The following is a 12,757-nucleotide window of genomic DNA, read 5'->3' as shown; positions in this document are numbered from 1 at the left end:
GCTACCAACCCAGCGCCCAACCCCGCTACGACCTACGCGGCCACCGCGAACCCCAACCCACATGACACACTCAAACCGTCAGCGATGTCCCGAGACACACCCGTCAGCGATGTCCCGAGACACCACACGCGCCGTCGTCCGTCGTTGGTACACCTGATCGCTCCAGGGAAAAAGATCAGGTGACAAAACGGAGATCAGGTGCACACACGGGGATGACGGGACCACTGCATGGTCTTCGCCGGCGCGACGAGCCAACCGCGAGCTTAGTCGCAGGGCTGAAGGGTCTGATCCGGCTCTGGGTCAGAGGCGAGTTCCTCGAAGTCGTTGCCAAGCACTAGATCTACCGTCTCGCTGGAGCGCTCATCCGCGACGATCACGGCATCGGGCACCAGGGAAGCCACCAGAGTGGCGGCATCGCGCTGGTCTTCGTGCGAGCGGACCTCCGCGGTGCCGTCCACACTCCGTTCCAGCGGATCATTGGCGACGTCGAGGATGGTGAACCCACGCTCGCGCATGGCCGCGGCGACGTCACGGGCGAGCCCACCGCGCTGAGTCGCGTTGTACACATTGAGCTCGATCGCCTCTGGGTCGGGTGCGTCGGTCGGAGCCACCGGTACACAGGTTGGCGCGGCGCGTGGCGCGGCTTCGTCGTCGTCCCCGGTGAGGACGTTGTTCCAGCTGTACCAGGCGGCACCGACGACGAACCCGACAAGGATCAGCAGGGTGACCGCGGTTCGCACATGCCGCCACGTGTGCCGCGGGCTGTCCTCGTACTCTTCGGTCGGCTCGTCCGCGTCCATCGTCCTCCGCACTCCTTTCGGGCACGAGGCCTCGTGTCGTCAGTGGGAGCGCACCCGGTCCGGCGCTTGCCACGGGGTCTGAGCATCGACGACCTTAGCTCGCCATACCCAGCACAGAAGAGTACCGGTCCGGCCGGAGCGACACACTAGATCGATACATCAGAGGCTGAGCACACGAGCATGAATGACCTGCCGCTGCTGGAGCGCCGAACGCAAGGCGCGGTGCAGACCGTCTTCGAGATAGAACTCGCCTTCCCACTCGACCACGTGTGGGAACAGGTCACCAAAGAAGGTCGAATCCTGAGCCAGCAGTGTTTCGAGGTCGAGGTTGCGTTTGACGGTCACCAACTCGTCGAGGCGGAGCTGCCGCGGCGGTAGCTCCGCCCACTCGCGAAGCGTGGTGTCGTGGTCCGGATAGGGACGGCCCTCGCCCACACGCTTGAAGATCACCCAGTGCAGTCTATAGAAGGCAGCCATGTGCACAGGCAGCCCCCTGCCTCCCTCTCCATGATCATGAACACTTTGCCGTGTGATAGCACGGCAAAGTGTTCATGATCATGGAGAGGGAGGGCTAGCCGAGGAAGCCGCGGAGCAGCGCCGCAGGGTCGTGGGGTCGTGGGGTCGCGGGGCGCTGAACGCTAGATGGAAACCGCTATCTGGGCCGCTAACCCAGAACTCACCGCACCATGTCACTAACCCCAACGTGACAAGAGTCCGGGGTCGGCCCACAAGTAGGGCCGACCCCGGATTTTGTTGCCTGATCAGGCGACGCGGAGGATAGGGGATTCGAACCCCTGAGGGATTGCTCCCAACACGCTTTCCAAGCGTGCGCCCTAGGCCACTAGGCGAATCCTCCGCCGAAGAGCGTATCCGACGAGCCCGCTCCAGCTGAAATCGGCTGGCGCGGCCGGCCCCGGTCCTCAAACGTGGAGGCCCCGTTGGTTCTCGCCGAGTCATGAGTACACTGGGTGACCGACCCCTCGTGTGGCGGTATCCCTGCCGAACTCCCCCAGGGCCGGAAGGCAGCAAGGGTAGGTGGGCTCTGCCGGGTACGCGAGGGGTCCTTTCTTTTCCCGGCCGTCCGTCCACAACGGGTGGCGTCTGTCCACAGCGTGCGACGTCCACGGATGCGCGGTGCCGGTCCGGGCGACTATGGTTCCCAAGGTGTCGTCCCTCGCGTTGTACCGCACCTATCGGCCGGGGCAGTTCTCCGACCTCGTCGGGCAGGAACATGTCACGGTGCCGCTCATGCGCGCGCTGGAAAACGACCGCATCCACCACGCCTACCTGTTCTCTGGTCCCAGGGGTTGTGGCAAGACGTCGTCGGCGCGCATCCTCGCCCGCTCCCTCAACTGTGACGAGGGCCCGACGCCGCAACCGTGCGGCACCTGCCAGTCCTGTGTCGCACTGGCTCCGAACGGCTCCGGCAGCATCGACGTCGTCGAACTCGACGCCGCCACCCACGGACTCGTGGACGACGCCCGAGAGCTGCGTGAGAAAGCGCACTTCGCACCCGTGTCGTCCCGCTTCAAGATCTACGTCATCGACGAGGCGCACCAACTCGGTCCGGGCGCGGCCAATGCCCTTCTCAAGCTGATCGAGGAGCCGCCGGCCCACCTGAAGTTCATCTTCGCTACCACCGCACCGGACAAGATCCTCGGCACTATCCGGTCGCGCACGCACCACTACCCGTTCCGGCTGATCCCCAACAAAACTCTTCAACAGAACCTGGCCTGGATCTGCGAGCAAGAGGGGGTCACCATCGAGCCGGGCGCGCTGGCGCTGGTAGCCCGGGCCGGCGCGGGTTCGGCGAGAGATGCCCAGTCGGTGCTCGGCCAGCTGATCGCCGGCGCTGGGGACGACGGAGTCACCTACGATCTCGCGGTGCAGTTGCTGGGTTTCACCGATGCCGCCCTGCTCGACGAGGTCGTCCAGGCCATCGCCGATCACGACCCCGCCACCATGTTCACCGCCGTGGACCGCGTGATGGATTCCGGCCATGATCCCCGGCGTTTCCTGACCGACCTCCTGGAACGGCTCCGCGACTTGGTGGTCGTGCGGGCCGCTCCCGACGCCGCCACCCACGGACTCATCGACGCACCGGAAGACCAGGCCGAACGGATGGCAGCCCAGGCCGCCCGCTTCGGTCCCGCCGATCTCATCCGGTTAGCCGACGTCGTCGACGAAGGCATCACCGCCATGAAGGGCGCCACCCCCACCCGGCTCCAGCTCGAGCTGGTCTGCGCCCGGTTGATGTTGCCCGGCGCGGACCACTCCACGTCCGGCGTGCAGGCTCGCCTCGACCGCATCGAGCGCCGTTTGGCCGGCGCCGCGGGTACCGCGGTCGCACCAGCCGCTCCTGCCTCTGCCACCCCGACGAGCACTTCGGCCGCAGCCGCCCCAGCGGGTCCCGCCCGGCCGTCGCGGCCCACCGAACCAGCGCCGCCGGCTGACCCGGTTCCGCCGGCGGAACCGGCGCCGCCGCGAGAGCCAGTGCCGCCGGTCGAGCCTCCACGGCCCACCGAGCCGGTACCACCGGCCGAACCGCAGCCACCGGCCGAACCGATCCCACCTCGCACGTCCTCCGGCTCCACGACCACCACGCCGGAGCCCACCACAGCGGCCGCCGGTCCAGTCACTACTCCAGTCACTACTCCGGCCGCCGGTCCAGGAATCGCCGACGTCCGGCGCATGTGGCCGGAGGTCATGGTTCGGCTCCGGGAGATCAAACGAACCCCCTGGAGCCTGATCTCGCAGGAGTCCGCCGTCATGGAAGTGGCCGACGGGGTACTCACCTTGGCCTTCCGGCAGCCCACCTTGCGCGATACGTTCGCCCGGCGGGAAGACTTTCAGGCCAACCTCCAGCAAGCCATCAAGGACGTGCTGCTGGTCGACCTCCGAATCAATGCCATCGTCGATCCTTCGGCCGATCCTTCGGCCGCGACGGGCCCAGGAACCGCTGGTAGCCGGTCAGGTCCGGCGCCGACGCCACCGCCGCAGGCTGCGACCACGGCGGCCCCGGCGTCGGCCAGCCACGACGCTCCCGCTCCCGGCCCGAGCACCCCTGGCGCCGGCGCCTCTCCGGACCCCGCCGAGCGGCCGGGCCCCGCACCGACCGCACCAACGCCGGATGCCGCGGCCTCCGTGCAACCCACCGGTGCGGCCGCCGCGCGGGCCGCGATCCAACAGCGCGGGACCGGGCCGGTTGAGTCCAGCGAGCCGACGCCACCGACCGACCCGTACGACGCCCGCGGACAGGGTGCCGACCTCGACGACGAGAACCTCGACAGCTCCGGTGAGTCGGAGCAGGAACTGCTGGCTCGAACCCTAGGCGCCACCGTTATTTCCGAGTCCGATCCCGCCTGACGACACCGGCCGCGCGCCGACACCCGGTTCGCTTCAGCGCGGAGGACCCGCGTGCCGTAGGCTCGAACCGTTCGGCATGCCCGTATGGAGGAGTTCCACAGTGTTTCCGTCTGGTGGTTCGGAAGGTATCGACATGAGCCAGCTGCTGCAGCAGGCTCAACGGATGCAAGAACAGCTGGTGTCCGCGCAGCAGGACCTGGCTGAGAGCGAGATCACCGGCACCGCCGGCGGTGGGCTGGTACGCGCCACCATGACCGGTGGCGGGGAGCTGACGGCCCTGCAGCTCGATCCTTCGGTGGTCGATCCGGAAGACACCGAGACTCTGGCCGATCTGATCGTGGCCGCTGTCCGCGACGCTCATGCCGAGATCCAGCGGCGGGCCAGTGAGCAACTCGGCTCGATCGGAGCGGGCGTGGAGGGGTTGCTCGGTGGTGGCGGACTCGAAGGACTGCTCGGTGGCGCGGCCATCCCCGGCGCCACCGTCGACGATGACGACGACACCCCGCCTGGTGGTCCTGCGCAGCAGCGCGATCACGGCGCGTAGAACGCGGTCCGGGCATGTACGAAGGTGTCGTCCAGAGCCTCATCGACGAGCTCGGGCGGCTGCCGGGCGTCGGCCCTAAGAGTGCGCAACGCATCGCGTTTCATATTCTTGCCGCCGACGCCGACGACGTTCACCGGCTTGCTACCGCGTTGAACGAGGTCAAGGAGAAGGTGCGGTTCTGTGTGGCGTGCGGCAACGTCGCCGAGGCCGAACAATGTCAGATCTGCCGAGATCCACGCCGTGACCAGTCGATACTGTGCGTGGTGGAGGAGCCCAAGGACGTCGTCGCGATCGAACGGACCCGTGAGTTCCGCGGTCGCTACCACGTCCTCGGCGGGGCGATCAGCCCCATCGAGGGCATCGGGCCGGATGAGCTGCGCGTCAAGGAGCTGATGACGCGGCTGGCCGATGGCAGCATCACCGAACTCATCATCGCCACCGATCCGAACCTCGAAGGTGAGGCGACGGCCACCTATCTCGCCCGGTTGGTCAAACCGATGGGACTGCGTGTGACACGCTTGGCGAGTGGACTACCGGTCGGAGGCGATCTCGAATACGCCGACGAGGTCACCCTAGGCCGGGCTTTTGAGGGTAGGAGGCAGCTCGATGTCTGACGATGTGACCGCCGAAGCCGGCACCGGCGACGAATACGCCGAGTTCGGTGCCGAGATCGCCGACCAAGTGGAGAGCTTTCTGCTCGCCCTACGTGAAATCGCCCGGGGCGACGACCCAGCGAGCACCCTGTCGCTGCTGCTCCTGGAGGTCAGCCAGCTGGCGCTGGCCGGTGGTCGGCTAGGTGCCATCAGCGATGTTGTTCCGCATGGCCATTTCGAGCCCGACGCCGGCCCTGACGCCGACGTCGACGAGCTACGCGAACGCCTGGCCAAGCTGCTCGATCCCGTCGATCCTTACGTCGAGGTCGTCGACCCCATCGATCCTGACCGTGGTGTCACCGGATTCCGGCTGTCCGACGATCTCGCCAGCATCGCCGCCGAGCTCCTCCATGGGCTGTCCCATTACCGGGATGACCGCACCGTGGAGGCGTTGTGGTGGTGGCAGTTCTCTTACCTGTCGTCGTGGGGGTCTACCTGCGGCGCGGCCCTGCGTGCGCTGCATTCGCTGATCGCACATACCCGGCTGGATCATGAGCGAAACGACGCCCGAGGGGACGAGGAACGTTCGCTGCTGGCCGAGGTCGACACCTGATCGCGGCGTTCCGCGATCCGGACAGTCGCCGGTCTCGTCGATGCCTCGAATAGACTGCCAAGGCACGAATCGACGCTGACACAAGGAGCACGCCGTGGGCCTCGTCGTCCAGAAGTACGGCGGATCGTCCGTCTCCGACGCCGCGGCCATCAAGCGGGTGGCTCGGCGGATCGTCGACACAAAAAAGTCCGGCCACGAGGTCGTGGTCGTCGTGTCTGCGATGGGTGATACCACCGACGAGCTGATCGATCTGGCCAAGGAGGTTTCGCCGGTCCCGGCCGGTCGGGAACTCGACATGTTGCTCACCGCGGGTGAACGCATCTCCATGGCGGTCCTGGCGATGGCCATCGGCGATCTCGGCCACGAGGCCCGGTCGTTCACCGGGAGCCAGGCCGGCGTCATCACCGACTCCACGCACGGCAAGGCTCGTATCATCGACGTCACCCCGGGGCGGATCAGGCAGGCGCTCGACACCGGCGCCATCGCTATCGTCGCCGGCTTCCAGGGCGTCAGCCAAGACAGCAAGGACATCACCACGCTCGGGCGCGGCGGATCGGACACCACGGCGGTCGCGCTGGCCGCGGCGTTGAACGCCGACGTGTGCGAGATCTACAGCGACGTCGACGGCATCTTCACCGCCGACCCCCGCATCGTCTCGACTGCGCGTCGTATACCGCGCATCAGCTATGAAGAGACCCTGGAGATGGCGGCCTGCGGCGCTAAGATCCTCCACTTGCGGTGTGTGGAGTACGCCCGCCGGTACGGCATCCCCATCCATGTGCGCTCCAGCTTCTCCACGCTGGCCGGCACTTGGGTTTCAGATCAGAACGAAGGACGTGACACCACCGACATGGAGCAGCCGATCATCTCCGGAGTCGCCCACGATCGAAGTGAGGCGAAGATCACCGTCGTCGGCGTGCCGGACAAGGTCGGCGAGGCCGCGACCATCTTCCGTGCCGTCGCCGACGCAGACGTCAACATCGACATGATCGTGCAGAACGTGTCCGCCGCGGACACCAACCGCACGGACATTTCGTTCACGCTGCCGGCCACCGACGGACCCAGCGCCATGTCCGCACTGACCGCCGTTCAGGGCGAAGTGGGCTTCGAGGCGCTGCGGTATGACGACGGAGTCGGCAAGGTCTCCCTGATCGGAGCCGGGATGCGCAGCCACCCCGGGGTCAGCGCCAAGTTCTTTGGCTCGCTCGCCGAGGCCGGAGTGAACATCGAGATGATCTCTACGTCGGAGATCCGTATCTCTGTGGTGGTCCGAGGCGAAGACGTGGACACTGCTGTAGGGGCCATCCACCACGCATTCGATCTCGACGTGGCGGAGGTCGAGGCTGTCGTGTACGGAGGAACAGGCCGATGACCAACCAGAATCTTCCCACTCTCGCCATTGTTGGCGCTACCGGCGCGGTCGGCACCGTGATGCGACAGATCCTCTCTACCCGGCAGAACGTATGGGGTGAGATCCGTCTGATCGCCTCGGCGCGGTCGGCCGGGCGCAAGCTGTCGGTGCGCGGCACGGAGGTCGAGGTCCAGGCGCTCGCACCAGAGGTATTCGACGGCGTCGACGTCGCGATGTTCGATGTGCCCGATGAGGTCTCCGCCGAGTGGGCGCCGGTGGCCGCCGCGCGAGGCGCCGTCGCGGTGGACAACTCCGGGGCGTTCCGGATGGACTCCGAGGTGCCGCTGGTGGTGCCCGAGGTCAACGCACCAGCAGCGCGCAACCGGCCCAAGGGCATCATCGCCAACCCGAACTGCACCACCTTGTCCATGATCGTGGTGTTGGGTGCGTTACATGCCGAGTTGGAGCTGACGCAGCTGTTCGCCGCGTCCTATCAGGCCGCGTCAGGTGCTGGCCAGTCCGGCATCGACACCTTGCACGACCAACTGAGCAAGGTTGCCGGCAACCGCGAGATCGGCTCTCAGCCGGGTGATGTCCGCCGAGTGGTGGGCGATGATCTCGGGCCGTTCCCGGCGCCGCTGGCCATGAACGTGGTGCCGTGGGCGGGTTCGCTCAAGGACGGCGGCTGGAACTCTGAGGAGCTCAAGATCCGCAACGAGTCGCGGAAGATCCTCGACCTGCCCGACCTTTCGGTCTCGGCGACGTGTGTCCGGGTACCCGTCGTCACCACTCATTCAGTGGCTATGCATGCCACCTTCCAGCGCGAGGTCTCCACCGAACTGGCCTGGGAAATCCTGCGTGACGCCCCGGGTGTGGTGTTGTACGACGATCCATCTCGTGGCGAGTTCCCCACCCCGGCCGACGTCGTCGGCACCGATCCGACCTGGGTTGGCCGGGTCCGTCGGGCGCTCGACGACCCGCACTCACTGGACCTGTTCGTCTGTGGCGACAACCTGCGTAAGGGCGCGGCCTTGAATACGGCCCAGATCGCTGAGATCGTCGCGGCCGAACTCGTCTCCTAGTGTGTCGGATCGGGGATACGCGACCCTAGCCGGCCACCGGTAGTTGACTACTCCGGCGGCCGGCGCGGGTCGATCATGGCGGGTTCTTCCGGCGTACGTCGGGAAGACCGTCAGGAGGTCAACCGCTGTTTGACGGCGTCGGCCACCATTCGACCTTCGGCGCGGCCGGCCACCTTGGGCTGCAGGAGTTTCATCACCGTGCCCATGTCGCGTGGTGTCGTGGCGCCGGCTTCGGCCACCGCCTGCTCAACCAGCTCGGCGAGTTCGGCCTCGGACAGCTGGGCCGGTAGGTACTCGGCGATGACGGCGGCCTCTGCCTCTTCCCGTTCCGCGCTCTCGGCCCGGCCGCCGGTGCGGAACGCTTCGGCGGCTTCACGGCGACGCTTGACCTCTCGGGTGAGCACCGTAATGATCTCGTTATCGCTGAGCTGCTTAGCGGTGTCTCCGGCTACCTCAGCGGTGCCGATAGCGGCCAATGTCATACGCAGCGTGCCCTTGCGGAGATCGTCACGCGCCCGCATGGCGGCGGTCAGATCGCTCTTCATCCGATCCTTGAGGGAGGTCATGGCCCCAGTGTCGCGTATAGTCACCGCCCGTGCACGGGCGGCGTGCCGGGAGCCGTACAAGGAGCAACGGTGTCAGGCACCTCTTCCGCCTCGGCAGCTTCGGCGAGGTCCGACGCTGGCCCGGCCGTCACGCGGGGCAACAAGACACCCGCGATCACGCCGCCGGACGCCAAGAGACCCGCGCAGATCACCATGGCGCTGCGGTAGGCGTCGGTCATCATGGTGGGGTCGGCATAACCATCTCCGCCTAAACCAACCACGGCGGGGATGGCAGCCACCGCGATCAGCCCTGCGGCTCGCGACACGCCGTTGTTGATGCCGCTTGCCACGCCAGCTTGGTCACCGGGCGCCGCTGCCATCACTGTCGCGGTCAACGTCGGGACCAGGATCACCAGGCCAATGCCGAGCAGCGTCACCCCGGGTAGCACGGCGGGAACGTAGCTGTCTCCCGGGCCGACTCCGCTGAGCAACGCCACGCCGGCGCCGCCGACTAGGGCGCCCACCACGAGCGGGGCTCGTACCCCCAACCGGGTGGCGAGATCGGCGCTACGACCGGAGAGGACCAGCATCAGCAGTGTCGCGGGCACGCTGGCGAGCCCGGCAGCGAGTGGGCTCCAGCCGAGTGAGGTTTGTAGCTGGATCACGAGGAAGAACATCACCGCGGACAGACCGGCGTACACGACGAAGGTCATCACGTTGATCACGCTGAACGTCCGATGGGCGAACAATGACAGCGGCACCATCGGCGAACGGGCCGTGGCCTCGCGACGCAGGAACGCCGCCACCGCGGCCACCGTCACAACTCCGGCGATGATCACCGGCTGGACCATGTCCGCGTCGGCTACCGCGATCAGCGCGTACGTGCTAGCCGCGAGCGCCAACGCCCCGAGCGCCGCCCCCGCCCAGTCGAATCCATGTTTGCCGCGGCCAGCTCGGGTCTCCGGAGCGCACCGCAGCGTGAGGTAGATGGTCAGGAAAGCGAAGGGGACGTTGATCCAGAAGACGAACCGCCAGTCGAACTCCAACAACCACCCTCCCAGCAGTGGCCCCAGGATCCCGGACATGCCGGTCAACCCGGCCCAGGAACCGATGGCCGTAGCTCGGTCATCCGGATGGATGGACGTCTGCAGGATGGCCAACGCCCCTGGGGTAAGTAATGCGCCACCAACGCCCTGCAATGCCCGGGCCGCGATGAGTATCTCCACCGTCGGCGCCAAGGCACACAGCACCGAGGCGACGGTGAACCACGACGCGCCGATGACGAAGATCCGGCGGCGGCCGAACCGATCCCCCAGCGCCCCACCCAGCAGGATCAAAGCGGCCAGCATCAGCGTGTAGGCATTCACCGTCCACTGCAAGGCTGCCAGCCGGGCGTCGAATTCCCGCCCGATGGTGGGCAGGGCGACGTTGACCACCGTGCTGTCCAGGAAGGCCATACCCGACCCGAGCGCCATGGCGGCCAGCAGACCGCGGCCCCGGCCGCTCCGCAGTCGGACCGCCTGCTCCACAGTCCCGCCACTCATGGCGAATGCCCTGGCAACGTGCACGCGTATGATGCGCGTGTGGGACGCTTGGCTGGTGTTTGCCAAGAAGATGACGCTCGGCCTGACTGGCCTAGCCCTGGGTGGCCTGGTCTATGCGGCCGGCTATGAGGTGCGGTCATTCCGCCTCCGACGGTTCGAGGTGCCGGTTCTGCCGTCTGGGACCCGGCCGATCCGAGTGTTGCATGTGTCCGATCTGCACCTGACTCCCAAGCAGCGCGGCAAGATCGAGTGGGTTCGCGGCTTAGCCGCCCTCCAGCCCGACATCGTTGTCGACACCGGCGACAACCTCGCACATTCCGATGCCGTCCCGGCAGTGCTCGACGCCTTCGAGCCGCTGCTCTCGACTCCCGGAGTGTTCGTCTTCGGCTCCAACGACTATTACAAGCCGCAGCCCAAGAACCCGGCCGCGTATCTGCTGCCGACCCGCGGCAAGGCCCGCGTGCACCAGCCCAACCTTCCCTGGGCCGACCTGCAAGAGGGGTTCAGCACCGCCGGCTGGCTCGACCTGACCAATACGCGCGGCACGGTCGATCTTGGCGACCTCCGCCTCGACTTCGTCGGCGTCGACGACCCACACCTCGGCCGGGACCGCTACGACCGCGTCGCCGGCCCGGCCAGTCCGGAAGCCGACCTCACCGTCGGTGTCACCCACGCGCCGTATCTTCGGGTACTCGACGCAATGGCGGGCGACGGCTGCCAGTTGCTGCTCGCCGGCCATACCCACGGCGGACAGCTGTGTGTCCCCGGTTACGGCGCGCTAGTGACCAACTGCGACCTCGAACCGGCCCGGGTCAAGGGTGTATCCCGGCATCCCGCCGAGGGCGGTCCTGGCGCCGCCTGGATGCACGTCTCGGCCGGACTAGGCACCTCGCCGTACACCCCGGTGCGGTTCGCCTGCCCACCCGAGGCAACCCTGCTGACCCTCGTCGCCGCACCCTAGTGCGCCGCCCGGCACACTAGCGACCAGCCGATTTCGGGTCTGGCGCGGATCTCCGATATGCTGACTCGGCGACTTCGGGGTGTGGCGCAGCTTGGTAGCGCGCTTCGTTCGGGACGAAGAGGTCGCAGGTTCAAATCCTGTCACCCCGACACTGTGATGTCTCAGGACATCGCGGACAGCCGGACCTACGATTTTGTAGGTCCGGCTTTCTGTGTTTTGGGTTGTGGGCCGGGTGGGCGTCCGGTGCGCTGGTAGATCTTGGTCGGGTCGAGGGTCGGCGGGCCTGGTGCGCTGAACGCTCGCTGGAAGCCGCTATCCGGCTCGATCGAGCGAGCACTCACCGCACCAGGCCGGCTGCTGCCCAACGAGACACACTTATGCCGGTCGTCGATGCGGACCGACGACGAACAGAGGCTCATCGCTTGTTGTTGGTCCGCCGGAGCACCAGAGCGCGGAGGCGACAGCACAAACCGCCGTATCCGCTCACGATGTGCAGGCCGTGGCGCCATGGCAGGCCCGGCTGGTGCGGCTACAGTAACCAGGTGACGACCGTGCGGCCGATCGATGGAGCGACACTCCTATGCCCTCGTTGCCTGTTCTGACTCTGGAGCTTTTCCATCAGGCAGCGACGGAGTTCGCCGACGGGCTGGCGGCTACTCCCCTACCCGAGCTGTACGCGGTCACCGACGACAAGGCGGTCGGGACGAAGGTCGAGGCCCTGTTCAAGGAGTACCTGATCGAGCGGTTCGAGCTCGAGGCCGGGAACGCGGCGAATGGGCTCGACTTTCCTTCCTTGAACCTCGATCTGAAGGTCACCTCGCTGCGCCAACCACAGTCGTCGTGTCCGTTCCGGTCGGCTACGCAGAAGATCTATGGCCTGGGCTACAACCTGCTGGTGGTTGTCTACGTCAAACGAGACGAGCCGACCAAAGAGGTGGCATACCTCGATATCCAGCATGTCATCTATATCGACCAGGCCAGGACGGGCGACCATACCCTCACCAGGCTGATTCGCGATCTCGTCATGCAACTGCCCCAGGATCCGGGTGGGCGGGAGGCCGTCATCGAGGATCTCGACGCGTTGCTCCAAGACAAGAACGTGCCGCTGGACGAGGCTGGTCGCCGCCGGTTGGCTGAGCAGTTGATCGACGACGTCCCCAAGCAGGGCGTCCTGACCATCTCGAACGCTCTGCAGTGGAGGCTCCAGTACGGCCGTGCGATAGGGGTCGCCGACGCTGGGAATTTCGCGTCCGAGGTGCTCGATCTGCGTGCCTAACAACGAGTTCGGCGACTTCCAGACTCCGCTTCCGTTGGCTCGTCGATGCCCCGGAGTTGCTCGACGTGCCGCCGGATGCCCG

At 66.7% G+C, this 12,757-nt stretch carries 12 protein-coding genes, 2 tRNA genes and 1 other RNA gene; 10 read left to right on the top strand and 5 right to left on the bottom strand.

Annotation, left to right across the window (positions count from 1 at the left end; all coding sequences use genetic code 11):
- Positions 1-263: 263 nt before the first annotated feature.
- The 3 genes from G8760_RS05665 to G8760_RS05655 all read right to left on the bottom strand — a co-directional run bounded on the left by G8760_RS05665 (position 264) and on the right by G8760_RS05655 (position 1,656).
- Entirely contained in the window at positions 264-800 is a 537-nt protein-coding gene (locus G8760_RS05665) for a LytR C-terminal domain-containing protein (RefSeq protein WP_166347702.1), read from the bottom strand.
- A 159-nt stretch (positions 801-959) separates the two neighbouring features.
- Entirely contained in the window at positions 960-1,250 is a 291-nt protein-coding gene (locus tag G8760_RS05660) for a type II toxin-antitoxin system VapB family antitoxin (RefSeq protein WP_166347699.1), read from the bottom strand.
- 321 nt (positions 1,251-1,571) lie between these two features.
- Positions 1,572-1,656, bottom strand: a tRNA-Ser gene (locus G8760_RS05655).
- A gap of 115 nt (positions 1,657-1,771) precedes the next feature.
- Here G8760_RS05655 and ffs point away from each other — a divergent pair.
- The 7 genes from ffs to G8760_RS05620 all read left to right on the top strand — a co-directional run bounded on the left by ffs (position 1,772) and on the right by G8760_RS05620 (position 8,349).
- Positions 1,772-1,869: signal recognition particle sRNA small type (gene ffs, locus G8760_RS05650), an RNA gene on the top strand.
- Positions 1,870-1,964: 95 nt separating this feature from the next.
- Positions 1,965-4,166 (top strand): DNA polymerase III subunit gamma and tau, encoded by a 2,202-nt coding sequence (locus G8760_RS05645; RefSeq protein WP_207782045.1) that lies wholly within the window; start codon positions 1,965-1,967, stop codon positions 4,164-4,166.
- Positions 4,167-4,299: 133 nt separating this feature from the next.
- On the top strand, positions 4,300-4,710 hold the full coding sequence (locus G8760_RS05640) for a YbaB/EbfC family nucleoid-associated protein (protein ID WP_166347696.1): 411 nt from the start codon (positions 4,300-4,302) through the stop codon (positions 4,708-4,710).
- Positions 4,711-4,724: 14 nt separating this feature from the next.
- A complete protein-coding gene (recR, locus tag G8760_RS05635; protein WP_166347693.1) occupies positions 4,725-5,324 on the top strand; it encodes a recombination mediator RecR in 600 nt (199 codons plus the stop codon).
- Positions 5,317-5,916 (top strand): DUF5063 domain-containing protein, encoded by a 600-nt coding sequence (locus tag G8760_RS05630; protein WP_166347690.1) that lies wholly within the window; start codon positions 5,317-5,319, stop codon positions 5,914-5,916. Before recR ends, G8760_RS05630 begins: the two co-directional genes overlap by 8 nt.
- 94 nt (positions 5,917-6,010) lie before the next feature.
- A complete protein-coding gene (locus tag G8760_RS05625) occupies positions 6,011-7,288 on the top strand; it encodes an aspartate kinase (RefSeq protein WP_166347687.1) in 1,278 nt (425 codons plus the stop codon).
- Positions 7,285-8,349 carry an aspartate-semialdehyde dehydrogenase gene (locus G8760_RS05620; protein ID WP_166347684.1) on the top strand — a complete coding sequence of 355 codons (1,065 nt, stop codon included), beginning with the start codon at positions 7,285-7,287 and terminating at the stop codon, positions 8,347-8,349. The genes G8760_RS05625 and G8760_RS05620 overlap by 4 nt, the downstream gene beginning before the upstream one ends.
- Positions 8,350-8,459: 110 nt before the next feature.
- On the opposite strand, the gene G8760_RS05615 is transcribed toward G8760_RS05620, so the two are convergent.
- Together G8760_RS05615 and G8760_RS05610 are read right to left on the bottom strand one after the other, a co-directional pair.
- Positions 8,460-8,915 carry a GatB/YqeY domain-containing protein gene (locus G8760_RS05615; protein ID WP_166347681.1) on the bottom strand — a complete coding sequence of 152 codons (456 nt, stop codon included), beginning with the start codon at positions 8,913-8,915 and terminating at the stop codon, positions 8,460-8,462.
- Positions 8,916-8,935: 20 nt separating this feature from the next.
- The gene (locus tag G8760_RS05610; protein WP_166347678.1) at positions 8,936-10,438 is read right to left on the bottom strand and encodes an MFS transporter; all 1,503 of its coding nucleotides are present in this window, start codon (positions 10,436-10,438) and stop codon (positions 8,936-8,938) included.
- A gap of 70 nt (positions 10,439-10,508) precedes the next feature.
- On the opposite strand from G8760_RS05610, the gene G8760_RS05605 reads away from it, so the two are divergent.
- The 3 genes from G8760_RS05605 to G8760_RS05595 all read left to right on the top strand — a co-directional run bounded on the left by G8760_RS05605 (position 10,509) and on the right by G8760_RS05595 (position 12,675).
- On the top strand, positions 10,509-11,399 hold the full coding sequence (locus tag G8760_RS05605; RefSeq protein ID WP_166348208.1) for a metallophosphoesterase: 891 nt from the start codon (positions 10,509-10,511) through the stop codon (positions 11,397-11,399).
- 75 nt (positions 11,400-11,474) lie between these two features.
- Positions 11,475-11,548, top strand: a tRNA-Pro gene (locus G8760_RS05600).
- A gap of 440 nt (positions 11,549-11,988) precedes the next feature.
- A complete protein-coding gene (locus tag G8760_RS05595; protein WP_207782044.1) occupies positions 11,989-12,675 on the top strand; it encodes a hypothetical protein in 687 nt (228 codons plus the stop codon).
- The last annotated feature ends 82 nt before the right edge of the window (positions 12,676-12,757 follow it).

This window comes from Phytoactinopolyspora limicola, from assembly GCF_011320225.1.
Lineage (GTDB): Bacteria > Actinomycetota > Actinomycetes > Jiangellales > Jiangellaceae > Phytoactinopolyspora > Phytoactinopolyspora limicola.
Note: the sequence above shows the minus strand (reverse complement) of the source record. Positions and strands in the feature narration are given on the sequence as shown.

Bases quoted from the DNA above. Each gene is read 5' to 3' on its own strand.
- G8760_RS05615 (WP_166347681.1), bottom strand. From the start codon at position 8,915: ATGACCTCCCTCAAGGATCGGATGAAGAGCGATCTGACCGCCGCCATG.
- recR (WP_166347693.1), top strand. From the start codon at position 4,725: ATGTACGAAGGTGTCGTCCAGAGCCTCATCGACGAGCTCGGGCGGCTG.
- G8760_RS05630 (WP_166347690.1), top strand. From the start codon at position 5,317: ATGTCTGACGATGTGACCGCCGAAGCCGGCACCGGCGACGAATACGCC.
- G8760_RS05640 (WP_166347696.1), top strand. From the start codon at position 4,300: ATGAGCCAGCTGCTGCAGCAGGCTCAACGGATGCAAGAACAGCTGGTG.
- G8760_RS05665 (WP_166347702.1), bottom strand. From the start codon at position 800: ATGGACGCGGACGAGCCGACCGAAGAGTACGAGGACAGCCCGCGGCAC.
- G8760_RS05620 (WP_166347684.1), top strand. From the start codon at position 7,285: ATGACCAACCAGAATCTTCCCACTCTCGCCATTGTTGGCGCTACCGGC.
- G8760_RS05610 (WP_166347678.1), bottom strand. From the start codon at position 10,438: ATGAGTGGCGGGACTGTGGAGCAGGCGGTCCGACTGCGGAGCGGCCGG.
- G8760_RS05605 (WP_166348208.1), top strand. From the start codon at position 10,509: ATGACGCTCGGCCTGACTGGCCTAGCCCTGGGTGGCCTGGTCTATGCG.